The sequence below is a fragment of the Streptomyces sp. NPDC002640 genome (assembly GCF_053592575.1).
The window spans coordinates 66341-91740 of the sequence record NZ_JBSFVZ010000024.1 but is presented as its reverse complement, the minus strand read 5'-3'; the positions used below and the strand labels follow the sequence as shown (position 1 = coordinate 91740).

Sequence of the window (25400 nt, the reverse complement as noted above, 5' to 3'; positions counted from 1 at the left end):
AAGGCCGAGGACGGGGCCGGGGCCGGGGACAGCCTCGGGGTCAGCGCCCGGCACGGAGCCGAAAACAATGCTGGGCACGCAGCCGAGAGCAAGGCCGGGGACGGAGCCGCGAGCAGCGCCGGGGGCAGCGCCGAGAGCAGGGTCGAGGAATCCGCCCGGCCCGCCCGGGCGGGCGCCGGGCCCACCGTCCCCGCCGGATCCTCGGCAGGGCCCCGACGGGCCGCCGCACCGGCCCGCCGGGAAGGGGGCGCCCCGTGAGCTCCCTCCTCGCGGGACTGCGGCGGCCCGGTGTCCTGCCGCGCCTCGCGGTGCACGCCGCCGCCCTGGTACTCGCCCTGCTCTGCCTCGGCGACGCCCTCTGGCACGGCGTCGCCGACCGCGAGGCCGTCCACGTCTTCGTCCTGTTCATCGCCCTCGGTGAACTCCTGCGGCTGCCCGACTGCCTGCCCGAGGAACGCGACCCCGCTCCCGTCGGGGCCGCCGCCACCCTGGCGTACGCGCTGCTCGCCGCCGCCACCGTCACCCAGGTGGTCGCCGTCGTCGCCGTGGCCGTGCTGGCCGGACGGATCCCGCGCATCGCCCACCCCCGGCCCGGCGGCCGCACCACCGCGGACCACCTGGCCCGCCGGGTGCTCTCCGCCGGGTTCATCGCCGTGTGCTGCCAGCCGCTCACCGCCCCTGCCCCCGGAGCCCCCGGGCCCGGCCCGGGCCAGGTGCTGCTGGTGATCGTGGTGCTGCTGCTGGCCGTGCTCGCCGACTCGCTGCTCGGCGCCGTCCTCGGCCACTCCCGCACCGGGCGGACGTTCGGTTCGCTGCTGCGCGAGGAACTGTGGGGGACCACCCGGATGAGCTTCGTCACCGGCTCCTCCGGGACCGTGATCGCGCTGGCCGTGGACGCCGTCGGGCTGTACGCGCTGCCCGTGTTCTGCGTGCCGCTGCTCCTCGCGCAGCTCGCCTTCCGCCGCTACGCCGCCGTCCGGACCACCTACCGGCAGACCATCGCCTCCCTCGCCCGCGCCACCGAGGTCGCCGGGTACACCCCGCAGGGCCACGCCCACCGGGTGGCCGCGCTCAGCCTCGCGGTCGGCCGCGACATGGGGCTGACCGGCTCCGACCTCACCGTGCTGGAGTACGCGGCGCTGATGCACGACATCGGGCAGCTCGGCCTCGTCGACCCGATCCCCGACGGCGCCACCGCCCGGCTCTCCGCCGCCGAACAGCGGCGCATGGCACTCCTCGGCGGTGCCGTCGTCCGCCAGACGGGCGTCGACCCGCGGGTGGCCGCCGTCGTGGAGTCGCAGGCCGAGCCCTGGACCCGGCAGCCGCGCGCCGCCCGCATCGTGCGGGCCGCCAACGCCTACGAGGAGATGGCCCAGCGGGCCCCGGGACCCGGCGCGCGGCTGCGCGCCCTCGAGGAGCTCCGCCTCGGCACGGCCGGGACCTACGCCCCCGACGTGGTGGAGTCCCTGGCCAGGGTGCTGCTCCGGATTCCCGCGGACCTTCCGGCGCCCGGGGCGGGAGGCGTCCCGGAGCGCGCGATTCCCCGGTCTGAGGCCGTGCCCGGCTGGGTAACCCATGGGTAATGAGCGACCGTCCGACCGTCCGTGGTTGGATGCGGGAGAGCGGGCCCACGGGGGCAGGGACCGGTCCGCTCCACAGAACTGGCAGGCGGGAATCGTGAGGATCTTCGGCAAGGGACGGCACCGGCCCTCCGCCTCCTGGCGGCAGGCCACGGACCGCGCGTTCACGCTGATCGGCGACGGCAGGTACGAGGACGCGGGCGCGCTGCTCACGCGCGCCGCCGACCTGGAGCCCTGGCTGTCGGAGTCCTGGTTCAACCTGGCCCTGCTGCACAAGTTCCGGCACGACTGGGAACAGGCCCGCGCCGCCGGACTGCGCGCCGTCGCCCTGCTCGACCGGGACACCGGGGCCCCCGACTGGTGGAACGTCGGCATCGCCGCGACGGCGCTGCAGGACTGGCCGCTGGCCCGCCGGGCCTGGCAGGAGTACGGGCTGCGGGTGCCGGGCGGCGCCGCCGTCTCCGGGCCGCCCACCGGGATGGACCTGGGCAGCGCGGCCGTGCGGCTCTCCCCCGAGGGGGAGGCCGAGGTGGTGTGGGGGCGCCGGCTGGACCCGGCGCGGATCGAGGTCCTGTCCATCCCGCTGCCGTCCTCCGGCCGGCGGTGGGGCGAGGTCGTCCTCCACGACGGCGTGCCGCACGGCGAGCGCACCACCGCCACCGGGCACAGCTTCCCGGTGTTCGACGAGATCGAGCTGTGGGCGCCCTCGCCGGTGCCGACCTGGGTGGTGCTGCTCGAGGCCGCCTCGGAGGACGACCGGGACGCGCTGGAGGCACTGGCCGCCGACGCCGGATACGCCGCCGAGGACTGGTCGTCGTCGGTGCGGCTGCTGTGCCGGATGTGCTCCGAGTCGCGGATGGCGGCCGTCGAGGGCGACGGCGAGCACCTGGACCCGCACGACCACAGCGAACCCGGCCAGCCCGGCCCGCTCGGACACCGCACCGACGGGCAGCTGTGGGTGCCGGAACGCGAGTGCGGGGTCGCCGCCCCGGCCACGCTGGTGCGCGGCCTGCTGGACGGCTGGGTCGCCGACAGCCCCGACACCCGGGACTGGCGGGATCTGGAGGAGGTCTGCTGACGGCCCCGGGGCCGCGGACGCCCGGTGCCCCGTAGGCTATGCCTCTGTCAGGGACGTGGAACACCGAGGAAGGCGTACGTCGGGCATGGCGCAGCAGGAGACCGATCAGCAGCACGCGGGCGTGCTCCCCGTGGACGACGAGGGTTACGTCATCGACACCCGGGACTGCGAGGAGCGCGAGAGCGCGTACCGCGAGCGCGGCACCTCGCGTCCCATCACCGTCGTCGGCAACCCGGTCCTGCACAAGGAGTGCCGGGACGTCACCGAGTTCGACGACGAGCTGCGCGCGCTGGTCGACGACATGTTCGCCAGCCAGCGCACCGCCGAGGGCGTGGGCCTGGCCGCCAACCAGATCGGCGTCGACCTGAAGGTCTTCGTCTACGACTGCCCGGACGACGAGGGCGCGCGCCACGTCGGCGTGGTGTGCAACCCGAAGCTGGTGGAGCTGCCGGCCGACCGCCGGATCCTCGACGACAGCAACGAGGGCTGCCTGTCCGTGCCGACCGCCTACGCGCCGCTGGCCCGCCCGGACCACGCCGAGGTCACCGGCCAGGACGAGTACGGCAACCCGATCAAGGTGCGGGGCACCGGCTACTTCGCCCGCTGCCTCCAGCACGAGACGGACCACCTGTACGGCTACCTGTACATCGACCGTCTCTCCAAGCGCGAGCGGAAGAACGCGCTGAAGCAGATGGAGGAGAGCGAGCCGCGCTACCCCGTGGTGCCGAACGACTGACGCGTCCCACCGCGTGACGCGCACGGAAGGCCGGGCCCCCAGGAGCCCGGCCTTCGTCGTGCGGTGCGTGCGGTGTGGTGTGGTGCGGTGTGGTGCGGTCGTTCGCGCGGATCAGATGCCGCAGCTCGGGGCGTCCCAGAACGGCGACGGGTCGTGCGCCACGTGCGTGTGGTCGTTGTGGCCGGGGTAGCCCGGGCCGAGGATCTCCGAGAAACCGTGCGTGCGCGCCTGCTGCGCCAGGCGGCAGAAGCTCGGCGAGCCGACCAGGTCGGCGGCGTCGCCGTAGAGGTGACGGCTGCCCGAGGCGCCGCCCACCGCGCTGTTGCAGGAGTACGAGCGGAAGCCGCTGGAGATGTTGATCGGCACGTCGCCCAGCGCGCGCCGCATCGCCTCCAGCTTCCACATCGTCTTCAGGGCGTTGGACTTGGCGGTGGCCGCCGAGACCGCGCCGCCCGACCAGTCCGAGTTGCACTTGTTCAGCTCGGCGTAGGTGAAGTGGATCGGCGTACAGTCGGCGTCCTGCAGCGCGTAGATCTTGGCGAAGGTCGCCGGGCCGGCGACGCCGTCCGCCGCGAGGCCGTAGGCCGCCTGGAACTTGGCGACGGCCGCCTTGGTGCGGGCGCCGTACGCGCCGTCGTAGGAGAGGCGCTCGCCGGAGGTGACCCAGCCCGCCACCCGGATCTGGAGCTGGGTGACGTCGGCGCCGCTGCTGCCCTCGGAGAGCGTGCGGCTCCAGGTGTAGCACTCGTCGGCGTGGGCGGTGCCGGCGGTGGCACCCACGCCGACCACTGCACCCGCCAGGATCATGACAAAACTGATAAGTGCGCGGGACATGCGTCTGATCATTCCGGCCTCCTGACCGTCGATCGGTGGGAGTGGTGCCGCGGGGTCGCCGTGGCGCCGCAGCCAGGGTGGGGCCCATGGGCTACGCGCGTCAACACCGCCTACCGAGACGGTGGTCGAAGTTCGTGTGAAGGAACCGGACGCTCCCGGCGCTCCGGGTCAGAACGTCAACGCGTAGGCCGGGCAGGCGAATTCGACGGCAACCGGAAGCGGCTTCCAGCCGCGGTGCGGCGCCCTGACGAAGCCGAGGTGGACGCGCCCGGCCCCGCCCACCGCGGGGTGGACGGGGCCGGGGTGCGCCGGGGAGCGGCGGGTCAGTGCGTGGCGGCGGTGACCGGCGGCAGCTCCGGGTCGACGCCGGGGTCGCCGGCGTCGGCGGTGTAGTCGGACGGGCTGGTCTCGTCGACGCCCTCCGGGGCCTTGGCGGCGCGGAGGACGAAGGTGAGGACCACCGTCACCAGCACGTTGAGGACGAAGGCGGTGAGCCCGATGTACCCGATCTCGCCGATCACCGGCATCTCGGCGGAGGAGCCGCCGAAGTGCTTCTGGGTCGGGGAGGAGACCAGGTACGCCTGGTAGGTGCCGTAGACCATGCCGACCGCCCAGCCGGCGATCAGGGCCCAGCGGTGGAACCAGCGGGTGAACAGGCCGGCCACCAGCGCCGGGAAGGTCTGCAGGATCCAGATGCCGCCCAGGAGCTGGAAGTTGATCGCGACCGTCTTGTCCATGCCGAGGACGAAGACCAGCGCGCCGACCTTGACCAGCAGGGAGACGATCTTCGAGACCTTGGTCTCCTGCTCCGGTGTGGCGTCCGGCTTCAGGAAGTCCTTGTAGATGTTCCGGGTGAACAGGTTGGCCGCGGCGATGGACATGATGGCCGCCGGGACCAGCGCGCCGATGCCGATGGCGGCGAAGGCGACGCCCGCGAACCAGCCCGGGAACATGTCCTCGAAGAGCTGCGGGATGGCGAGCTGCCCGTTGGCCACCTTGATGCCGGCCGCGATGGCCATGAAGCCGAGCAGCGCCAGCAGGCCCAGCATCAGCGAGTAGAGCGGCAGGATGGTGGTGTTGCGGCGGATGACCTCACGGCTCTTGGAGGAGAGCGTCGCGGTGATCGAGTGCGGGTACATGAACAGCGCGAGCGCGGAGCCGAGCGCCAGGGTGGCGTAGGTCCACTGGCCGGGCTCGGCCGGCACGAGCGCGCCGGTCGGCTTCTCGGTGGCCGGGTTGATCGCCTCGAACTTGCCGCTCGCCGCCTCGAAGATCGCGTCGAAGCCGCCCAGCTTGATCGGGATGTAGATGATCGCCACGGCGATCACGAGGTAGATCAGCGTGTCCTTGACGAACGCGATCAGCGCCGGCGCGCGCAGGCCGGAGCTGTAGGTGTAGGCCGCCAGCACGCCGAAGGCGATCAGCAGCGGCAAATCCTTGACGAACCAGTGGGTGTCCTCCCCGCCGCCGACGCCCATCACGTCCAGCACGGCCTGGATGCCGACCAGTTGGAGCGCGATGTACGGCATGGTGGCGAGGATGCCGGTGACCGCCACCGCCAGGGAGAGGCCCTTCGAGCCGTACCGGCCGCGGACGAAGTCCGAGGTGGTGACGTAGCCGTGGCGGTGCGAGACCGACCACAGGCGGGGCAGGAAGGTGAAGATCAGCGGGTACACCAGGATGGTGTACGGCACCGCGAAGAAGCCGGCCGCGCCGCCCGCGTAGATGGCCGCGGGGACGGCGACGAACGTGTACGCGGTGTACAGGTCGCCGCCGAGCAGGAACCAGGTGACCCAGGTGCCGAACGACCGTCCGCCCAGGCCCCATTCGTCCAGCGAGTTCTCGTTCGCGGCCCTGCGCCACCTCGCCGCCAGGAAGCCCATCACCGTGACGGCGACGAAGAAGAGGCAGAAGACGACCAGTGCGACGACGTTCACGCCCTCGTTCATGACGACGCACCCCCGTCCCGGGTGGCGGAGCGGTCGCGCGAGGCGGCCCGGTCCCGCTGGTCACGGCGCCACAGCACGTAGGCGACCATGGTGAGCGCGGTGGAGATCAGCACCCACAGCATCTGGTACCAGTAGAAGAAGGGGACGCCCATGAAGACCGGTTCGATCCTGGCATAGGACCCCACCCACAGCATCGCCACGAAGGGCGCGATCAGGCAGACGGCGATGACCACCCGGGTGGGGGTGATCACCCCCCTGCCGGTTCCTGATGTTTCTGACATCAACGGCTCCATTGCCTCCGGCGGATTGGCGTCGGCAATGTAAGTGACGATGCACACAGGCGGGAACCCTCGGCAGGGTTGCGAAAAGGTAATCGTGGGCGGCTGACCGGGCCCCGCGGCGGCTCAGGCCTCCGGACGCCGCAGCCGGGCCACGAACTTGTACCGGTCGCCGCGGTAGACCGAGCGCACCCATTCGACCGGATCGCCGTCCATGTCCAGGGAGTGCCGGGAGAGCATCAGCATCGGCAGACCGACGTCGGTGCCGAGCAGGCCGGCCTCGCGCGGGGTCGCCAGCGAGGTCTCGATCGTCTCCTCGGCCTCGGAGAGCCGGACGTCGTACACCTCGGCCAGCGCCGTGTAGAGCGAGGTGTACCGGGCGAGGCTGCGGCGCAGCGCGGGGAAGCGCTTGGCGGACAGGTGGGTGGTCTCGATCGCCATGGGCTCGGAGTCGGCCATCCGCAGCCGCTCGATGCGCAGCACCCGGCCGCCGGGCGTCATGCCCAGCAGCCCGGCCAGGGTGTCGTCGGCGGTGATGTAACCGATGTCCAGGAGCTTCGAGGTGGGCTCCAGGCCCTGCGCCCGCATGTCCTCGGTGTACGAGGTGAGCTGCAGGGACTGGGCGACCTTGGGCTTGGCGACGAAGGTGCCCTTGCCCTGGATGCGCTCCAGCCGGCCCTCGACGACCAGCTCCTGCAGCGCCTGGCGGACCGTGGTGCGAGAGGTGTCGAACTCCGCGGCGAGGGTGCGCTCCGGGGGGACCGGCGTGCCCGGCGGCAGCGTCTCGGTCATCTCCAGCAGGTGCTTCTTCAGGCGGTAGTACTTCGGCACGCGCGCGGTGCGGACGACGGTTCCGCCCTCGTTCTCCGCGCTGCTGACGTCGGTGCTCATCTTCCGCCTCTCGTCGGGGCCTTCCGTGGGGGGTGAGGTGGAGAGCGCCTACGCTCCGTGATCCCCGCGAAGATCCTGTATACCGCCGGGCGTTCACTTTGGTCTAGTCCAGGGAGCGCCCGCGGCGATTGGTCTACCTCGGCCGGCATCCTCGCGCGGATCGGCCCGGGGCGTCGAATCCCGCAGGAACCCTGCATATCTCGGAAGCGTCACGGAGGTCCGCGGGGTGGTTCGCACTCCTTGACAGCCCTATTGGTCTGGGCCAAGCTCCGGGTACTGGTCTACACCATTGGTCCAGGTCCCGGCCCCACGGGCAGTACACGTCGTATGTCACCGAGGCGGGCAGGGGGGTACGTGGCATCCCTGAGGAGGGTGGCGTGAAGCGCAAGCTGGTAGCCGCGATCGGTATCGCGGGCATGATGGTCTCCATCGCGGCGTGCGGCAGTGAGGAGAAGTCGGCCAAGCCGGGCAAGGACGGCTACAAGGGCCAGACCCTCACCGTCTGGGCGATGGACGGCTCCACGCCCGAGCAGTGGACGAAGGACGTGACCGCCGAGTTCGAGAAGAAGACCGGCGCGAAGATCAAGTTCGAGACGCAGCAGTGGAACGGGATCCAGCAGAAGATCACCACCGCGCTGTCGGAGTCCAACCCGCCGGACGTCATCGAGGTCGGCAACACCCAGACTCCGGCCTACGCGGCCACCGGCGGCCTCGCCGACCTCAGTGACCTCAAGGCCGAGATCGGCGGCGAGTGGACCGAGGCGCTGAACAAGTCCTCGATCTACGAGGGCAAGCAGTACGCGGCCCCGTGGTACTTCGCCAACCGCGTCGTGATCTACAACAAGGAGATCTTCGACAAGGCCGGCGTCAAGGAGGTCCCGAAGACCCGCGAGGAGTTCTTCGCCGCCCTGGACGCCGTCGAGAAGAAGACCGACGCCGAGCCGCTCTACCTCCCCGGCCAGAACTGGTACTTCTTCGACGGCCTGACCATCGGCAAGGGTGCCGACCTGGTGAAGAAGGAGGGCGACAAGTGGGTCTCCAACCTGGCCGACCCCAAGGTCGCCGAGGCCATGGAGCTCTACAAGAAGTACCAGTCGTACTCCAAGGCCCCCAAGGACAAGGACGAGGCCACCCCGCAGCAGGGTGAGGTCTTCGGCAAGGGCAACGTCGGCGCCATCATCGCCATGGGCTGGGAAGCCGGCATCGCGATCGAGGCCAACAAGGACATCGAGTCCAAGATCGGCTACTTCACGATCCCGGGCGACACCGCGGAGAAGCCCGAGGGCGTCTTCCTCGGCGGCTCCAACCTGGCCGTCGCGGCCGGCAGCGAGAAGCAGGAGCTCGCCAAGGAGTTCCTGAAGATCGCGCTCTCCGACAAGTTCGAGGGCCAGCTCGCCAAGGAGGGCGGTGTCCTCCCGAACAAGGAGTCGCTGAACTCCAACCTGTCCGAGCACCCGGCCGGCCTCGCCGCCGCTCCCGCCGCGGCCTTCGGCGGCACCACCCCGCTGATCCCCGAGTGGGCGCCGGTGGAGAACGAGCCCAACCCGATCAAGCAGTACATGACGGCGGTGCTCAACGGGAAGAGCCCGGCCGAGGCGGCCGCCCAGGTCGAGGACGAGATCAACAAGCGTCTGTCGCAGACCAGCTGATCGCAGTGAAACCGGGGGCGGCCACGCGCCGCCCCCGGCCCGTCCTTTTCCAGGCAAGACATACGGAGTTGCCGTGACTGTGCAGACCGAGCGCGTCAAAGCGGACCCGGCTGCCGGGGCCGCCGCGCCCGCCAGGATCCCGCCCGGCCGCCCCTCCAAGGGGCGTGGGGCCGCCCTCGCCCCCTACCTGCTGCTTCTTCCCGCCCTGCTCGTCACCGCGGTGCTGCTCGGCTGGCCCCTGGGCAAGAACCTGCTCATCTCGTTCCAGACGCTGGAACCCAAGCAGCTGATCCAGCACCTCACCGAGTGGACCGGCTTCAGCAACTACCAGGAGGTCCTCACCAGCGAGGAGTTCTGGAACGTCACGATGCGGTCGGTGATCTTCACCGCCGTCAACGTGGTGCTGATCATGGTCCTCGGCACCCTGGTCGGTCTGCTGCTGGCCCGGCTCGGCCCCCGGCTGCGGGTGCTGCTGCTGTTCGGCCTGGTGCTCGCCTGGGCGATGCCCGTGGTCGCCGGCGCCACCGTGTTCCAGTGGCTGTTCGCCCAGCGGTTCGGCGTCGTGAACTGGGTCCTGGCCTCGCTCGGCTGGGAGTCGATGGCCGACCACAACTGGTACGAGACGCAGTTCTCCACCTTCTTCGTGATCGTCCTGCTGATCGTCTGGATGTCGATCCCGTTCGTCGCGATCAACCTCTACGCGGCCACCACGACCATCCCGAAGGAGCTGTACGAGGCGGCCGCCCTGGACGGCGCCGGCGCCTGGCGGAGCTTCACCTCGGTGACCCTGCCGTACCTGAAGCCGTTCCTCTGGGCGACGACCTTCCTGGAGGTCATCTGGGTCTTCAAGGCGCTCACCCAGGTCTTCGCGATCAACCGCGGCGGCCCGGACCGGCTCACCGAGATCCTCCCGCTCTACGCCTTCGTCGAGGGCTACGGCAACCAGCACTTCGGCACCGGCGCGGCGATCTCCTTCCTGACCATCCTGGTCCTGCTGGTGATCACCGGCTACTACCTGCGTACCGTGCTCAAGCAAGGGGAGGACGAGCTGTGAACCGCTCGCTGTTCGCCCGTACATGGCCGGGCGCCATCGCCGTGGTGCTCTTCGTCGTCTTCGTCTTCCCCGTGTACTGGATGTTCGCCACGGCGTTCAAGCAGCGGGGCGACATCATCACCGACACCCCGGTGTTCGTGCCGCTCCAGGGCACGCTGGACAACTTCCGCACCGCCCTGGAGGCCGAGAACTTCTGGACCCTGGTGCGCAACTCGGTCACCGTGACCGTGCTGGCCGTGCTGTTCGCCCTGGTGATCGGCCTGGCGGCGTCCTTCGCCCTGGCCCGGATGCGCTTCAAGGGGCGCCGCGGGTTCGTGCTCGCCTTCATGGTCGCGCAGATGGCCCCCTGGGAGGTCATGGTCATCGCGATCTACCTGATCGTGCGCGACACCGACATGCTCAACAGCCTGGTCCCGCTGACCCTCTTCTACATGGTCATGGTGCTGCCCTTCACCATCCTGACGCTGCGCGGATACGTCTCCGCGGTGCCGCAGGAACTGGAGGAGTCGGCCATGGTGGACGGCTGCAGCCGGCCGCAGGCCTTCCTCAAGGTGATCTTCCCGCTGCTGGCGCCCGGCCTGATGGCCACCTCGCTGTTCGGCTTCATCACCGCCTGGAACGAACTGCCGATGGTGCTGATCCTGAACAAGGACGCCGCCATGCAGACCCTGCCGCTCTGGCTCACCAGCTTCCAGACCGTCTTCGGCGACGACTGGGGCGCCACCATGGCCGCCTCCTCGCTGTTCGCCCTGCCCATCCTGATCCTGTTCGTCTTCCTGCAGCGCAGGGCCGTCGCCGGGCTCACCTCCGGCGCGGTGAAGGGGTGACCCGCCGATGACCACACTGGCACCACGCATGGACACCCTCACCCGGGACGCGCTGACCGTCCTGCAGCCCGGCTTCACCGGGACCACCGCCCCCGACTGGCTGCTCCGGCGGCTCGGCGAAGGCCTCGCCTCGGTCGGCCTGTTCGGCCGCAACATCGCCTCCGCCGAACAGCTCGCCGCGCTGACGGCCCAGCTGCGCGCCGAACGCGAGGACGTCATCGTCGCCATCGACGAGGAGGGCGGCGACGTCACCCGCCTGGAGGTCCGCACCGGCTCCTCCTTCCCCGGCAACCACGCGCTGGGCGCGGTGGACGACGTCGACCTCACCCGGCGGGTCGCCGCCGAGCTGGGCAGGCGGCTCGCGGAGTGCGGGGTCAACCTCAACTGGGCACCGTCCGCGGACATCAACTCCAACCCGGGCAACCCGGTGATCGGGGTGCGCTCCTTCGGCGCGGAGCCCGGCCTGGTCGCCCGGCACACCGCCGCCTACGTGGAAGGGCTGCAGTCCGCCGGCGTCGCCGCCTGCACCAAGCACTTCCCCGGCCACGGGGACACCGCGGTCGACTCGCACCACGCGCTGCCGCGCATCGACGCCGAACGCCAGGTGCTGGCCGAACGCGAACTCGCACCGTTCCGCGCGGCCATCGAGGCCGGGTCGCGTGCGGTGATGAGCGCGCACATCCTCGTCCCGGCGCTCGACCCGGAGTTCCCGGCCACCCTCTCGCAGCGGATCCTCGGGGGACTGCTGCGCCAGGAGCTCGGCTACGACGGGCTGATCGTCACCGACGGGATGGAGATGCGCGCCATCGCCGACACGTACGGCATCGAGCGCGGCAGCGTGCTCGCCGTCGCCGCGGGCGCCGACGCCATCTGCGTCGGCGGCGGACTCGCCGACGACGAGACCGTGCAACGGCTGCGGGACGCGCTGGTCGGCGCCGTCCGTTCCGGCGAACTCGCCGAGGAACGGCTGGCCGACGCCGCACGCAGGGTGCGGGAACTGGCGGCCTGGACGTCCCCGTCGCCCGCCTCCGGCACCCCCTCCCCGGCGCCGGAGGTGGGGCTCGACGCCGCCCGGCGGGCACTGCGGCTGACGGTGGCGGACCACGGCTCCGCCCCGCTCGCCGGGCAGCCCTACGTCGCCTCGTTCACCCCGGTCGCCAACATCGCGGTGGGCGACGAGACGCCGTGGGGCGTCGCGGCGGAACTGCTGCGGCTGCTGCCGGGGACGACCGCCGGCACCTTCGGCGGCGACGACGCGGGCGAGGCCGCGCTGGCCGCGGCGGGGGAGCGGCGGATCGTCGCCGTGGTGCGCGACGAGCACCGGCATCCGTGGATGGCGCGCGCGCTGGACGTCCTCCTCGCGGCCCGGCCGGACACGGTGGTCGTCGAGATGGGACTGCCGCAGGCGGCCCCCCGCGGGGCCGTGCACATTGCCACCCACGGCGCGGCCCGGGTCTGCGGACTGGCCGCCGCCGAGGCCCTCCTCGCCCCCTGAGCGAGCCGACGAGCCGCCCCGACGGGCCCCCGCCCCCCGCGCCGACGGGGGGCGGGGGCCCGTCGCGCTGTGCGCCCCGGGCGGTGAAGGCGGTCGGGCGGTTCGGGCGAGGACCGTCCCCTGTGCGGTGCGGGTGTGTGGTTCAGGCGAGGACGTGGTCGACGAAGCACCAGCGCCAGGCCTCGCCCGGCTCGAAGGTGCGCATCACCGGATGCCCGGTCTCCTCGAAGTGGGCCGTCGCGTGCCGCAGCGGCGAGGAGTCGCAGCACCCCACGTGCCCGCACTCCAGACACATCCGCAACTGCACCGGCTGCGTCCCGGCCTCCCGGCACTCCTCACAGGTCCCCGACAACGGGGCCGGTTCCGGTCGCGGCAGCGAGTCGACGTGCGCGCAGTGTTTCATGGGGCCCAGATTACGTCTGGTGCGGCCGACCACGCCCGGTGCGCCGCAGGACAGAGTGAGGGTGGGACCTGATGCACGTGATGCCCCTGCTGCTGCTGATCGCGGGCAGCGCGGCCGTGGCCGGCGCGGCCCGCCGGACCCCGGTGCCGGCGCCCCTGGTGCTGGTGGCGGCCGGTCTGCTGGTCTCCTACCTGCCAGGGGTGCCGCAGTACGAGCTGGACCCGGAGATCGTCCTGCCGCTGGTGCTGCCCCCGCTGCTCTACACGGCGGCCGTGGACAGCTCCTACCTGGACCTGCGGGCCCAGGTACGGCCGGTGGCCCTGCTCTCCGTCGGGTACGTGCTCTTCGCGACGCTGCTGGTCGGGCTGATCCTGCACACCTTCGTGCCCGGCCTGTCCGCCGCCGGCGCGCTGGTGCTGGCCGCGGTGATCGCCCCGCCGGACGCCGTGGCCGCCACCGCCATCGCCCGCCGGCTCGGCCTGCCCGCGCGGGTCACCACCATCCTGCAGGGCGAGTCCCTGGTGAACGACGCCACCGCGATCACCGCCTACAAGGTCGCGCTGGCCGCCGCGCTGGGCGAGAGCGTCGGCTGGTTCGGCGGCGGCCTGGAGTTCCTGGTCGCCTCGGTGGGCGGCGTCGCCGTCGGTCTCGCGCTGATGGTGCCGCTGCACTGGCTGCGCACCCGCCTGAGCGACCCCATGCTGCAGAACACGCTCTCCCTGGTGATCCCCTTCTTCGCCTACGCGCTGGCCGAGCAGGTGCACGCCTCCGGTGTGCTGGCCGTCGTGGTGGTCGCCCTCTACCTGGGCCACCGCGCCTGGCAGGTCGACTTCGCCACCCGCCTCCAGGAGGGCGCCGTGTGGCGGATGGTCGCCTTCGTGCTGGAGTCGGCGGTCTTCGCCCTGATCGGGCTCCAACTGCCCTTCGTCGTCGGGGAACTGGGCGACGACTACGGCGCCGGACAGGTCGCCTGGTACGCGCTGGCGCTCTTCGTGACGGTGGTGGTCGTGCGGTTCGTCTGGGTCTTCCCGGCGACCTTCCTGCCGCGGGCGATGTCCCGCCGGATCCGGGAACGGGAGGCGAACCCGACCTGGAAGGGCGCCTTCGTCGTCTCCTGGGCGGGCATGCGCGGCGTGGTCTCACTGGCCATCGCCTTCTCCATCCCGGCCACCCTGCACGACGGCGAGGACTTCCCCGGCCGGAACCTGATCCTCTTCCTGACCTTCACCACCGTGATCGGCACGCTGGTGGTGCAGGGGCTGACGCTGCCCCCGATGATCCGGGCGTTCCGGCTGCCCGGACGGGACGTGCAGGCGGAGACCCTGATGGAGGCCAACGCCCAGGCGCAGGCCTCCCGCGCCGCCGAGGAGCGGCTGGAGGAGCTGATGGCCGACGAGCGCAACGCCCTCCCGGAACCGCTCGCGGAACGGCTCCGGCGGGTCCTGGAACGCCGCCGGAACGCGGTCTGGGAGCGGCTGGGCACGCCCAACCCGCTCACCGGGGAGACCGTCGACGACACCTACCGGCGGCTCGCCCGGGAGGTCATCGCCTCCGAGCGGGACGTCTTCGTGCGGCTGCGCGACGGCCGGTACATCGACGACGAGATGCTGCGCAAGCTCCTGCTCCGGCTGGACCTGGAGGAGGCCGCCGCGTTCCGCGAGGGAGAGGGCGGCTGACCCCGGCCGGGCGCTGCCGGTCCTCCGCCCGGCCGCGCCCGGCCGGTCGTGGGCCTAGGGGAACGGGCGCCCGGTGACGACCGCCGCGAGCCTGGTCCCCGGCGGGAACGCGCCCTCACCGGCCAGCACGGTCAGGGCGTGCAGCAGCTTGGCGACGTACACCCGCTCCACGCCCAGGCCGTGACGGTCCTCGAAGTCGCGGGCGAACGACTCGAGTGCGGCCGGCACCCGGGCGAAGCCGCCGTGGTGGAAACGTTCCTCCACCTCCCAGCGGCCCCGCCGCCCGCCGAAGGCCTCCCGCTGCAGCCGGCGGACCTCCTCGGCGAGGAAGCCGCCCCTCAGCACCGCCACGCCGAGCGCGCGCTGCCCCGGGCCGAGACCGGCGGCCGTTCCGGCCAGCGTGCCGCCGGTACCGCAGGCCACCGCGGCGACGTCCACCAGACCCCGCAGCTCCTCGCCCAGGCCCGCGCAGCCGCGGACCGCGAGGCCGTTGCTCCCGCCCTCCGGCACCACGAAGGCGTCCGGCGGCGCCCCCGCCCCGCGCAGCAGCCGGGCCAGCCCCTCCGGCTCGGCCTTGCGCCGGTACGCGGACCGGTCGACGAAGCACAGCCGCATCCCGTCCGCCGCGCACCGCGCCAGCGACGGGTTCAGCTCGCGGCCCGCCAGTTCGTCGCCCCGGACGATCCCCACCGTCTCCAGCCCCAGCAGCCGCCCGGCCGCCGCCGTGGCCCGCAGATGGTTGGACCAGGCGCCGCCGAAGGTCACCAGCGGCCGCCCCCCGGCGGCCCTCAGGCTGGGCACCAGCTTGCGCCACTTGTTGCCGACCAGGGCCGGATGGATCAGGTCGTCCCGCTTCAGCAGCAGCCGCACGCCGTGCCGGGAGAACCGCTCGTCCGCGACCTCCACCAGCGGCGACGGCACCCGCCCCGGCACCTGGACCTCACTCACCCGCCCATTGTCGCCCGCGGCCCACGGGCGCCGTCACGTGCGGCGTTCGGCGACCGCCCGCGGGCGCCGTCACTTGAGGCGTTCGGCGACCCGCTCCCGCAGCTTCCTCATGGTGAAGCCCTTCGGGTCCGTCTTGCCGGGCTGCCACTCCAGGTGCCCGATCACCGACCGCGCCGACCACCCGTGGTGCCGGCAGATCGCCGCGGCGGCCCGCGCGATGGCCTCGAACTGCTCGTCGGGCCACGGGTCCTCGCCGTCGCCCCGGTTCTCGCACTCGAAGCCGTAGAAGTACCGGTTGCCGTCGGCGCGGGCCTCGTTCTCCGTGGGCAGGGACCGCTCGGCGATCACCGCCCGCAGCACCTCGTCGTCGCCGAGCCCCGCGTGGTTGGCGCGTCCGAAGCCGACCAGGTGGACCCGGCCGTCCTTGGTGATCACCCCGTGGCACAGCGGCCCGGGGAGGTCGGGGCGGCCCTCCCGGCAGATCTCCACCGTCCGCCGCGACCCCTCGGTGGCCGTGTGGTGGATCATCACCCCGTGGACCGGGCCCCAGGCCCCGGCCCCGTTCCGGTTGTGCTCCTTCCAGTCGCCGACCTCCTCGACGTCCAGGCCCTCGTCCTCCAGGATCTTCAGGAACGTCCTCGCCGTCATGGGTTTCGCCACGACCGCCCTCCTTCGCTCACGGTGACCACGGGTTCACGCAGGGTTCCTACCGTCGGCGGGCCGTGCGGAATCCACCGGCACGGGTGTTCCGGGAGTGTGCGGGCGTGTTCGGGGCGCATCCGGACCCGAAGATCCAACCCTGCCCCGTCGAACGCGCGATCAGTCCCGCTCTTTCGGGTAATGGCGCGGCGACTCTCCGTCGCCGAGAGTGGACGGCGTCAACAGGGCCCGGAACGCGCCGCACGGCGGCGCGGGGCACGACAGGGAGGGCATTTCTACATGTCGGTAGGCGAAGAGGTCCGCACCGAGCAGGACCGGCCGCAGCAGAGCCTCGGCACGGCGGCCGCGCGGAACCTGGCCACCACCACCAAGACCGCTCCGCAGATGCAGGAGATCAGCTCCCGCTGGCTGCTGCGCACCCTGCCCTGGGTGAACGTGCAGGGCGGCACCTACCGGGTGAACCGCAGGCTCACCTACGCCGTGGGGGACGGCCGGATCACCTTCGTGAAGACGGGTGACCGGGTCGAGGTGATCCCGGCGGAGCTCGGTGAACTGCCCGCACTGCGCGACTTCGAGGACCTGGAGGTGCTGGGCGAACTGGCCCGGCGGTGCCGGCAGCGGGAGTTCGCGCCCGGCCAGATCATCGCCTCCTTCGGCAGCCAGGTCGACGAGGTCCACCTCCTGGCCCACGGAAAGGTCGAGAAGGTCGGCTCCGGCCCGTACGACGACGACGCCGTCCTCGGCGTGCTCGCCGACGGCTCCTACTTCGGTGACCAGTCCATCCTCGACCCCGAGGCCATCTGGGAGTTCACCCTCCGCGCCGTCACCGGCTGCACGGTCCTCACGCTGCCCCGCCGCGACCTCGAGCAGCTCGCGGAGAGCTCCGAGCCGCTGCGCGAGCACCTGCGGCGGCAGCGCACCGTCCCGGCCCAGCGGACCAACCGCTACGGCGAGCGGGCCATCGACCTGGCCGCCGGCCACACCGGCGAGGTCGACCTCCCGCGCACCTTCGTCGACTACGAGGCGCGGCCCCGCGAGTACGAGCTCAGCGTCGCCCAGACGGTCCTCAGCATCCACAGCCGGGTCGCCGACCTCTACAACCAGCCGATGAACCAGACCGAGCACCAGCTCCGGCTGACCGTGGAGGCGCTCAAGGAGCGCCAGGAACACGAGCTGGTCAACAACCGGGAGTTCGGCCTCCTCCACAACTGCGAGTACGACCAGCGCATCCAGCCGCACGACGGCGTCCCCGGCCCGGACGACATGGACGAGCTGCTCAGCCGGCGCCGCGGCACCAAGCTGTTCCTCGCCCACCCCCGCGCCATCGCCGCCTTCGGCCGCGAGCTCAACAAGCGCGGCCTGGTCCCCGAGTCGGTCGACGTCGGCGGCCAGCGGGTGCCGACCTGGCGGGGCGTGCCCATCTACCCGTGCAACAAGATCCCGGTGACCGAGGCGCGCACCACCTCCATCATCGCCATGCGTACCGGCGAGGAGGACCAGGGCGTCGTCGGCCTGCACCAGATCGGGATCCCGGACGAGATCGAGCCCGGGCTGTCGGTGCGCTTCATGGGTATCAACGAGCAGGCGGTCATCAACTACCTGGTGACCACGTACTACTCGGCGGCGGTGCTCGTTCCGGATGCGCTCGGCGTGCTGGAGAACGTGGAGATCGGGCGGTGGAGGTGAGCTGACCCGCGCCGGACGGTGTCCCCGCCCGGCAGGGTGGGGACAGTGCGGGGGAGATCCGCAAGCGGAGTGAAGGGAGTTCCCCGAGGGGGGCCATGAGTCACGTGATGACCACACAGGCGGCGCAGGACACCGGCAGCGCGCGGGACGGGAGGGGCGGAGGAACGACGGGCCCGGAGGGCAGAGGCCGGGACCGACCGGAGGAACCGGAGGCCGTCGCCCTCCTCGGGGAGGTCAAGGCGGTCGTGGAACCGGCGCTGTTCCGGGCGGTCGACCGGCTGCCCGGCCAGATCCGCCGGATCGCCCGCTACCACTTCGGCCGCGAGGACGCCCACGGCGCCCCGGCGGCCGCCCCGACCGGCAAGGCGATCCGGCCCGCCCTGGTCCTCACCGCGGCCGCGGCGATCCGCGGCGACGGCGGTGCGGGCGTGGCCGGCGAGGCGGCGGGGGCCCTGCTCCCCGCCGCGGTCGCGGTGGAGCTCACCCACAACTTCACCCTGCTCCACGACGACGTGATGGACCGCGACACCACCCGCCGCCACCGCGCCACGGCGTGGACGGTGTTCGGGGAGAGCGCCGCGATCCTCACCGGGGACGCCCTGCAGGCCCTGGCCACCGGGCTGCTGGCCGAGGACCCGCACCCCGCCGCCCCGGCCGCCGCCGCCCGGCTGGCCGCCTGCGTGATCGACCTCTGCGCGGGCCAGCAGGCCGACACCGCACTCGAGCGGCGCGCCCCGGGGGAGGTCACCGTCGAGGAGGTGCTGGCCATGGCGGAGGCCAAGACGGGCGTCCTGCTCGGCGCCTCCTGCGCCATCGGCGGCCTGTACGCCGGGGCGGACGAGGAGCGGGTGCGGGCGCTGGACGCCTTCGGCCGCCAGGCCGGCCTCGCCTTCCAGCTGATCGACGACCTCATCGGCCTGTGGGGCGACCCGGAACGCACCGGCAAACCGGCCGGAGCGGACCTCGCCGCCCGCAAGAAGTCCCTCCCCGTGGCCGCCGCCCTGGCCTCCGGCACCCCCGCGGGCGCCCGGCTCGCGGAGCTGTACGCGGCCGAGCACCGGCCGGGGGAGGACCTGGAGGGCATGCTGCGGGCCGTGGAGGAGGCCGGCGGGCGGGCCTGGGCCCACGCCCAGGCCGCCGACCGGATGGCGCGGGCGATGCACGAGCTGTCCCGCGCCGTCCCCGACGCCGAGGCGGCCGGAGGCCTGCTCACGCTGGCCGAGTTCGTCACCCGCCGCTCCTGCTGACCGGAGCGCGCGCCCGCGCCCCCCGCACCCGGCGGCGAAGAACGGCGTCGGGTGCGGCGGCCCGGTGCGGGATCTACCCTGGCCGTATGGACAGTGACCGACATGTCTGTCCCTCCTGCGGGCGGCCGGTGCCCCTCGTGGTCCGGCGCCACAAGATGATGGGCGCCTTCGTGCCCGTCTGGCGTCCCGGACGCTGCGAGACCAGCGGCTGCCCCGCCCAGGGACTGACCCCCGGCGGCGAGCACCTGACGGCCCCCGCCGCCGCGGTGCCGCAGGAACGGACCGCCCACCACCACCGTCGCGGACGCCGCTGATCACGACGCCCGCGCGGCAACCCGCCACCCCGTCCGGCACCCGCCGCGCGGGGCGGCGGCGCGGCCTGCGTACGGTTCCTCCAAGGCGTCTCCACCGGCCCGACACCCCGTCCCCGGTACGCGGTTGACGCGTGTGACGGATGGGTACGTCAACCCGGCACAGAGTGACGACGTGCGGCTACGCACCCCCTGTACACGCTGAGTGAAGAAGTGTTCACTGGGAGTGAGTTCACGGCGAAGGGGTCACGGGGACAGGAACGTCCCGCGCGCGGTAGCGTCACCGCTGAACCATGTATCGCGTTACCCCGGAGGGGCAACCCCCGGGGACCTGAAAACGCTTGTACCACCTTGGAGGTGAGGGTGTCCCAGATCGCAGGCGAGCCCGCGACCCAGGACTTCGTGGAAGTCCGGCTGCCGGCCGCGGGTGCCTACCTGTCGGTGCTGCGGACGGCCACGGCCGGTCTCGCCGCCCGTTTGGACTTCACCCTCGACGAGATCGAGGACCTGCGCATCGCGGTGGACGAGGCCTGCGCGATCCTGCTCCAGCAGGCCGTGCCGGGCTCGGTCCTCAGCTGCGTCTTCCGGCTGGTCGACGACTCTCTCGAGGTCACGGTCTCGGCCCCGACCACGGACGGCAACGCGCCGTCCCGCGACACCTTCGCGTGGACGGTCCTGTCGGCCCTCGCGGGCAAGGTGTCGTCCGCGGTGGACGAGGACCGCACCGTGTCGATCAGCCTCTACAAACAGCGCGGCGCGGGGCCCGGGCCGACGTGAGGAACGGGGAGGGGCCGGTGCGGGACGACGAACGCGGCGCCCTCGGGGCCGCGGCGGGGGCGGCCGGACGGGCGGACGGCGGCGACGGGATTCCCGGCCAGGCCCGCCCGCATCCGGACGAGGCGACGGAGCCGGGCGGCGGTACCGGCAGGCCCCGCACGACGGGGGACGCCGGTCATCGGGGGGCTCGGGGAAGGGCTACGGACAGGGCGATGAGCGAGCACGACCGGGACGCCGGACAGGGCGCGGAGGCCGGGCCCTTCGCGGAGCGCGGGCACGACACGGCCGACGACGCGGGCCTGCCCGTGGCCGCCGCCGTGGAGACGGCGGGCGGACACGACGCGGAGCCGGACCACCACGAGCAGCCTGCCGAGCCGCCCCTCGAGCAGACCGGCGAACGGCTCGGTGAGCGGTCCGGTGAACGGTCCGCCGAGCGGTCCTACGAGCGGTCCTACGCGCAGGGCCACCGGCCGACCCGCGAGGAACGGACGGCGCAGGACCGCAGCGAGGCGCGGGCCCTGTTCGTGCGGCTGCGGTCGCTGGAGTCCGGCACGCCCGAGTACGGCCAGCTGCGGGACCGCCTGGTCCGCATGCACCTCCCGCTGGTCGAGCACCTGGCGCGCCGCTTCCGCAACCGCGGGGAACCGCTGGACGACCTCACGCAGGTCGCCACCATCGGCCTGATCAAGTCCGTGGACCGGTTCGACCCGGACCGCGGCGTGGAGTTCTCCACCTACGCCACGCCCACCGTGGTGGGCGAGATCAAGCGGCACTTCCGCGACAAGGGCTGGGCGGTGCGGGTGCCGCGGCGCCTGCAGGAGCTGCGGCTGTCGCTGACCACGGCGACCGCGGAGCTCTCCCAGACGCACGGCCGCTCGCCGACCGTGCACGAACTCGCCGAGCGGCTGGGGATCTCCGAGGAGGAGGTCCTGGAGGGTCTGGAGTCGGCCAACGCCTACTCGACGCTCTCCCTGGACGTGCCCGACACCGACGACGAGTCACCGGCCGTCGCCGACACGCTGGGCGCCGAGGACGAGGCGCTGGAGGGCGTCGAGTACCGCGAGTCGCTGAAGCCGCTGCTGGAGGACCTGCCGCCGCGGGAGAAGCGCATCCTGCTGCTGCGGTTCTTCGGGAACATGACGCAGTCGCAGATCGCGCAGGAGGTGGGCATCTCGCAGATGCACGTCTCCCGGCTCCTGGCCCGCACCCTGGCCCAGCTGCGGGAGAAGCTGCTCGTCGAGGAGTGACCGGCGGGACCGGGCGGCGCCCGGGGTGTCCCGTGGCCTGAGTGGCCGCGGTGACCGGCCGCAGGCGTCGCCGGGTGCCGGCCCGGCGCGCGCCGCCCGTCCTACTCCCGGCCGGGACCGCGGACGCCGAGGGCCTCGGCCGTCGCGGGGTGGACCAGCAGCACCAGGCCGACCACGGCGGCGACGCCCAGCAGGATGCCGGCCCAGATGGCCACGCTGGAGGCCTGCAGCAGGCTGTAGGCCACCGGCAGCGCCAGCAGCTGGGTGATCACCGCGGGCCCGCGGCTCCAGCTCCGGCGGGCCAGCAGCCCGCGCGCCGCGACCAGCGGCAGCAGCGCCAGCGCCAGCAGCGTGGCGCCCCCGGTCACCGCGGACCGGAGCTCGCCCTCGCCCACACCGGTGACGATCACCATGACGCCGCCCACGAGCAGCGCCACCCCCTCCAGCCCGGCGATCACCGCGACGGCGGTGAGCCGCCCGGGCCGCGGGCCGCGGGGCTCCTCGGGGGCCCGCGGTGCGTCGGGGGACGAGGCGGTGGGTTTCTGCTGAGCGCTCACGTCGGCCAGGGTAGTCCTCCGCCCGCACGGCCCGTTCCGCCGCTCCGCCCCTTTCGTATGGGCCGGGTACCGATCAGTAGGTAACCTGCACACCATGCGCGCACTCCTCGTGGTCAACCCGACGGCAACCACCACCAGCGCCCGGACGCGTGACGTCCTGATCCACGCGCTGGCCAGCGAGGTGAAGCTGGAGGCCGTGACCACCGAGTACCGGGGGCACGCGCACGACCTGGCCCGCGCCGCCGCCCGGGACGAGGAGATCGACCTGGTGGTCGCCCTCGGCGGCGACGGCACCGTCAACGAGGTCGTCAACGGACTGCTGCACGACGGACCCGACCCGGAGCGCCTGCCCGGACTCGCGGTGGTCCCCGGCGGCTCCACCAACGTCTTCGCCCGCGCCCTCGGCCTGCCCAACAACGCGGTCGAGGCCACCGGCGCCCTCCTCGACGCCCTGCGCGACGGACGGGAACGCACCGTCGGACTCGGTTTGGCCGAGCCGGCCCCGGGTACTGGGGACGACGGCGCTCCGGTTCGCTGGTTCACCTTCTGCGCCGGTCTCGGCTTCGACGCCGGGGTCGTCGGGCGGGTGGAGCAGCAGCGGGAGCGCGGCAGGAGGTCGACGCACCCCCTGTACGTACGCCAGGTGCTCCGCCAGTTCCTGGGCGACCCGCATCGCACGCGGGGGACGATCTCCCTCCTGCGGGACGGCGAGGAACCGGTGGAGGGACTGGTGGTGTCCCTTGTCTCGAACACGGCGCCGTGGTCGTACCTCGGCAACAAGCCGCTGTACCCCTCGCCCGGCGCCTCGTTCGACAAGGGGCTGGACGTCCTGGGCCTGACCAGCATGTCCACGGCCTCGGCGATGCGCTACGGCACCCAGCTCGTGGCCTCCGCGCCGGACCGCGGACCGCGGGGAAAGCACGCGAAGTCGCTGCACGATCTCAGTGCGTTCACCTTGGTTTCCAAGGTCCCCTTGCCGTTCCAGGTGGACGGTGACCACCTGGGGCTGCGGACGGGCGTGAAGTTCACAGGCGTACGCCGTGCACTGCGTGTGATTGTGTGAGTGGATCCTGCCTTAAACCTTTCACTCGAACGTATTGAGCAGGATCCACCCCATGGAAGTACGGCTGTGACCTAGCAGACACCGAAGAATCAAAAAAAACTTTCCGGAAGGGGTTGTATCCGCCGCTGAGGTTTGCGAGTCTCTACGTGGCGCTCGGGACAGCCCTTCAGACGGCGTCCCACCAGAGCCCCGAACCCCTCTCCGAGCCAAGGATGGCCACCTCCGGGAAACCGGAACACGGCCCTTCACTTGTTGGGGGTTTCGTGAAAGCGTTCACATTCACAAGCACCTGCACGTATACACAGGAGAGGTAGCAGCCATGGACTGGCGTCACCACGCCGTTTGCCGCGAAGAAGACCCCGAGCTCTTCTTCCCCATCGGCAACACCGGTCCTGCGCTGCTGCAGATCGAGGAAGCCAAGGCCGTCTGCCGCCGCTGCCCGGTGATCGAGCAGTGTCTGCAGTGGGCGCTCGAGTCCGGTCAGGACTCCGGCGTCTGGGGTGGTCTCAGCGAGGACGAGCGCCGCGCCATGAAGCGCCGCGCCGCCCGCAACCGGGCCCGTCAGGCCTCCGCCTGACAACCCGCCCCGCGAACAGCCTGAGCTTGGCGGCGCGCACAGCGTGTGCGCAACTCCCGCCCCCGAGCCGCAGCGCGCAGTAACCGGATCTGCCCCTGGGCCCCGGACCTTCACGGTCCGGGGCCCAGGGCGTTGTCCGGGGCCGGCGGCCCGAAGTGGCGTCACTCGCCCGTCACTTGTGCGACCGCACGGGGATGTCGAGCAGCACCCGGGTGCCGCCCTCCGGGGCGACGCGGACCATGTCGAAGGTGCCGCCGAGTTCGCCCTCCACCAGCGTCCGCACGATCTGCAGGCCGAGGTTGCCGGAGCTGTGCGGGTCGAAGCCCTCGGGCAGGCCCACCCCGTCGTCGAGGACGGTCACCAGCAGCCGTTCCTCGCGGGGGGTTCCGCCGCGCACCGCGGAGACCTCCACGCTGCCGGTGTCGCCCGGGCGGAAGCCGTGTTCCAGGGCGTTCTGCAGCACCTCGGTGAGGACCATGGAGAGCGGAGTGGCCACCTCGGCGTCCAGGATGCCGAAGCGCCCGCTGCGCCGGCCGGTGACGGTGCCCGGGGAGATCTCCGCGACCATGGCGAGCACCCGGTCGGCGATCTCGTCGAACTCCACGCGCTCGTCGAGGGTCTGGGAGAGCGTCTCGTGGACGATGGCGATCGAGCCGACCCGCCGCACGGCCTCCTGGAGCGCCTCGCGGCCCTGGTCGGAGTCCATCCGCCGGGCCTGCAGCCGCAGCAGCGCGGCGACCGTCTGGAGGTTGTTCTTCACCCGGTGGTGGATCTCCCGGATGGTGGCGTCCTTGGTGATCAACTCGCGCTCGCGCCGCCGCAGTTCGGTGACGTCCCGGAGCAGTACCAGCGAACCGATGCGGGTGCCCTTGGGCTTGAGCGGGATGGCCCGGAACTGGATGACGCCGTCGCTGGCCTCGATCTCGAACTCGCGCGGCGCCCAGCCGCTCGCCACCTTCGCCAGCGCCTCGTCCACCGGGCCCCGCGACGGGGCGAGTTCGGCCGTGGTGCGGCCCAGGTGGCAACCGACCAGGTCGGCGGCCAGGCCCATCCGGTGGTACGCGGACAGGGCGTTGGGGGAGGCGTAGGTGACGATGCCGTCGGCGTCCAGCCGGATCAGGCCGTCGCCGACCCGCGGCGCGGCGTCCATGTCGACCTGCTGGTCCGGGAAGGGGAACGACCCCGCAGCGATCATCTGCGCCAGGTCGGAGGCGGACTGCAGGTAGGTGAGCTCCAGCCGGCTCGGCGTGCGCACGGTGAGCAGGTTGGTGTTCCGGGCGATCACGCCCAGCACCCTGCCCTCGCGGCGGACCGGGATGGACTCCACCCGGACCGGCACCTCCTCGCGCCACTCCGGGTCGCCCTCGCGCACGATCCGTCCCTCGTCCACCGCCGCGTCCAGCAGCGGACGGCGGCCGCGGGGCACGAGGTGGCCGACCATGTCGTTCTGGTACGAGGTCGGGCCGGTGTTGGGGCGCATCTGGGCGACCGAGACGTACTTCGCGCCGTCCCGGGTCGGCAGCCACAGGACCAGGTCGGCGAAGGACAGGTCGGAGAGCAGCTGCCACTCGGAGACCAGCAGGTGGAGCCACTCGAGGTCGGACGCGTCGAGGTCGGTGTGCTGGCGTACGAGTTCGTTCATGGAGGGCACGACTGCGAGCGTACCCGTGCGGCCGGCGGCCGCCGCACCCACGGGCCGCGGCGCAGGAAGGGACCCTCAACCCTCCCGGCACCGCAGCCCGGAGCAGCAATCGGTCACGGGTGTGCGGCCCGGAACCGACCGGTGAGGACCGGGCGCAGTCAGGGCAGAGAGGCCCGGTTCCTCGGTCCGCCCTCCTGTGCGGGGAGAGCGGCGTCTGTGCGTCCCTGCCTCGGCA

At 72.4% G+C, this 25400-nt stretch carries 24 protein-coding genes; 15 read left to right on the top strand and 9 right to left on the bottom strand.

The features are described 5' to 3' along the window. The first annotated feature begins 254 nt into the window (after positions 1–254). The 3 genes from ACWD3O_RS27270 (at position 255) to def (ending at position 3394) form a co-directional block, all read left to right on the top strand. On the top strand, positions 255–1583 hold the full coding sequence (locus ACWD3O_RS27270; protein WP_451417703.1) for an HD-GYP domain-containing protein: 1329 nt from the start codon (positions 255–257) through the stop codon (positions 1581–1583). 94 nt (positions 1584–1677) lie between these two features. After that, positions 1678–2658, top strand: a complete 981-nt coding sequence (locus ACWD3O_RS27265; RefSeq protein WP_451410340.1) for a tetratricopeptide repeat protein — start codon at positions 1678–1680, stop codon at positions 2656–2658. Between the two features lie 85 nt (positions 2659–2743). After that, positions 2744–3394, top strand: a complete 651-nt coding sequence (gene def / locus ACWD3O_RS27260; RefSeq protein ID WP_451410341.1) for a peptide deformylase — start codon at positions 2744–2746, stop codon at positions 3392–3394. A 111-nt stretch (positions 3395–3505) separates the two neighbouring features. Here def and ACWD3O_RS27255 read toward each other — a convergent pair whose 3' ends face one another. The 4 genes from ACWD3O_RS27255 to ACWD3O_RS27240 form a co-directional block, all read right to left on the bottom strand. Next, on the bottom strand, positions 3506–4240 hold the full coding sequence (locus ACWD3O_RS27255; RefSeq protein WP_451410342.1) for a D-Ala-D-Ala carboxypeptidase family metallohydrolase: 735 nt from the start codon (positions 4238–4240) through the stop codon (positions 3506–3508). Between the two features lie 311 nt (positions 4241–4551). Next, entirely contained in the window at positions 4552–6177 is a 1626-nt protein-coding gene (gene mctP, locus ACWD3O_RS27250) for a monocarboxylate uptake permease MctP (protein WP_451410343.1), read from the bottom strand. Next, entirely contained in the window at positions 6174–6458 is a 285-nt protein-coding gene (locus ACWD3O_RS27245; protein ID WP_451410344.1) for a DUF3311 domain-containing protein, read from the bottom strand. The genes mctP and ACWD3O_RS27245 overlap by 4 nt, the downstream gene beginning before the upstream one ends. Positions 6459–6581: 123 nt before the next feature. Continuing rightward, positions 6582–7346: a GntR family transcriptional regulator gene (locus ACWD3O_RS27240; RefSeq protein WP_451417702.1), complete on the bottom strand. Its 765-nt coding sequence runs from the start codon at positions 7344–7346 to the stop codon at positions 6582–6584. Between the two features lie 377 nt (positions 7347–7723). On the opposite strand from ACWD3O_RS27240, the gene ACWD3O_RS27235 reads away from it, so the two are divergent. The 4 genes from ACWD3O_RS27235 to ACWD3O_RS27220 all read left to right on the top strand — a co-directional run bounded on the left by ACWD3O_RS27235 (position 7724) and on the right by ACWD3O_RS27220 (position 12371). Continuing rightward, the gene (locus tag ACWD3O_RS27235; protein ID WP_451410346.1) at positions 7724–8995 is read left to right on the top strand and encodes an extracellular solute-binding protein; all 1272 of its coding nucleotides are present in this window, start codon (positions 7724–7726) and stop codon (positions 8993–8995) included. Between the two features lie 73 nt (positions 8996–9068). Beyond that, positions 9069–10049: a carbohydrate ABC transporter permease gene (locus ACWD3O_RS27230; RefSeq protein ID WP_451410347.1), complete on the top strand. Its 981-nt coding sequence runs from the start codon at positions 9069–9071 to the stop codon at positions 10047–10049. Next, complete coding sequence (locus tag ACWD3O_RS27225; protein ID WP_451410348.1) at positions 10046–10876, top strand: carbohydrate ABC transporter permease; 831 nt, start codon at positions 10046–10048, stop codon at positions 10874–10876. Before ACWD3O_RS27230 ends, ACWD3O_RS27225 begins: the two co-directional genes overlap by 4 nt. A 7-nt stretch (positions 10877–10883) precedes the next feature. Then, positions 10884–12371: a glycoside hydrolase family 3 protein gene (locus tag ACWD3O_RS27220; RefSeq protein WP_451410349.1), complete on the top strand. Its 1488-nt coding sequence runs from the start codon at positions 10884–10886 to the stop codon at positions 12369–12371. A 142-nt stretch (positions 12372–12513) separates the two neighbouring features. Here ACWD3O_RS27220 and ACWD3O_RS27215 read toward each other — a convergent pair whose 3' ends face one another. Continuing rightward, a complete protein-coding gene (locus ACWD3O_RS27215; protein WP_451410350.1) occupies positions 12514–12774 on the bottom strand; it encodes a UBP-type zinc finger domain-containing protein in 261 nt (86 codons plus the stop codon). A gap of 71 nt (positions 12775–12845) precedes the next feature. On the opposite strand from ACWD3O_RS27215, the gene ACWD3O_RS27210 reads away from it, so the two are divergent. Next, entirely contained in the window at positions 12846–14450 is a 1605-nt protein-coding gene (locus ACWD3O_RS27210) for a Na+/H+ antiporter (protein WP_451410351.1), read from the top strand. Between the two features lie 54 nt (positions 14451–14504). On the opposite strand, the gene ACWD3O_RS27205 is transcribed toward ACWD3O_RS27210, so the two are convergent. Together ACWD3O_RS27205 and ACWD3O_RS27200 are read right to left on the bottom strand one after the other, a co-directional pair. Next, the gene (locus tag ACWD3O_RS27205; RefSeq protein WP_451417701.1) at positions 14505–15398 is read right to left on the bottom strand and encodes a 1-aminocyclopropane-1-carboxylate deaminase/D-cysteine desulfhydrase; all 894 of its coding nucleotides are present in this window, start codon (positions 15396–15398) and stop codon (positions 14505–14507) included. A gap of 69 nt (positions 15399–15467) precedes the next feature. Beyond that, positions 15468–16058 carry an N-acetylmuramoyl-L-alanine amidase gene (locus tag ACWD3O_RS27200; RefSeq protein WP_451417700.1) on the bottom strand — a complete coding sequence of 197 codons (591 nt, stop codon included), beginning with the start codon at positions 16056–16058 and terminating at the stop codon, positions 15468–15470. A gap of 279 nt (positions 16059–16337) precedes the next feature. On the opposite strand from ACWD3O_RS27200, the gene ACWD3O_RS27195 reads away from it, so the two are divergent. From ACWD3O_RS27195 to ACWD3O_RS27175, 5 genes are all read left to right on the top strand, one after another. Then, entirely contained in the window at positions 16338–17744 is a 1407-nt protein-coding gene (locus ACWD3O_RS27195; RefSeq protein ID WP_451410354.1) for a family 2B encapsulin nanocompartment shell protein, read from the top strand. Between the two features lie 107 nt (positions 17745–17851). Continuing rightward, positions 17852–18991: a polyprenyl synthetase family protein gene (locus tag ACWD3O_RS27190; protein WP_451417699.1), complete on the top strand. Its 1140-nt coding sequence runs from the start codon at positions 17852–17854 to the stop codon at positions 18989–18991. 86 nt (positions 18992–19077) lie between these two features. Continuing rightward, positions 19078–19305, top strand: coding sequence for a hypothetical protein (locus tag ACWD3O_RS27185; protein ID WP_451417698.1), 228 nt, complete (start codon positions 19078–19080; stop codon positions 19303–19305). A gap of 360 nt (positions 19306–19665) precedes the next feature. After that, complete coding sequence (locus ACWD3O_RS27180) at positions 19666–20079, top strand: ATP-binding protein (protein ID WP_151771326.1); 414 nt, start codon at positions 19666–19668, stop codon at positions 20077–20079. Positions 20080–20096: 17 nt separating this feature from the next. Beyond that, positions 20097–21326, top strand: a complete 1230-nt coding sequence (locus tag ACWD3O_RS27175) for an RNA polymerase sigma factor SigF (protein ID WP_451417697.1) — start codon at positions 20097–20099, stop codon at positions 21324–21326. A gap of 101 nt (positions 21327–21427) precedes the next feature. Here ACWD3O_RS27175 and ACWD3O_RS27170 read toward each other — a convergent pair whose 3' ends face one another. Beyond that, on the bottom strand, positions 21428–21883 hold the full coding sequence (locus tag ACWD3O_RS27170; RefSeq protein ID WP_451417696.1) for a hypothetical protein: 456 nt from the start codon (positions 21881–21883) through the stop codon (positions 21428–21430). 94 nt (positions 21884–21977) lie between these two features. Between ACWD3O_RS27170 and ACWD3O_RS27165 the strand changes: the two genes are divergently transcribed. Then, positions 21978–22946, top strand: a complete 969-nt coding sequence (locus tag ACWD3O_RS27165; RefSeq protein WP_451410359.1) for a diacylglycerol/lipid kinase family protein — start codon at positions 21978–21980, stop codon at positions 22944–22946. Positions 22947–23265: 319 nt separating this feature from the next. Next, positions 23266–23523 (top strand): WhiB family transcriptional regulator, encoded by a 258-nt coding sequence (locus tag ACWD3O_RS27160; RefSeq protein WP_108954435.1) that lies wholly within the window; start codon positions 23266–23268, stop codon positions 23521–23523. A gap of 172 nt (positions 23524–23695) precedes the next feature. On the opposite strand, the gene ACWD3O_RS27155 is transcribed toward ACWD3O_RS27160, so the two are convergent. Next, positions 23696–25174, bottom strand: a complete 1479-nt coding sequence (locus ACWD3O_RS27155) for a sensor histidine kinase (protein ID WP_451410360.1) — start codon at positions 25172–25174, stop codon at positions 23696–23698. Positions 25175–25400 lie beyond the last annotated feature (226 nt).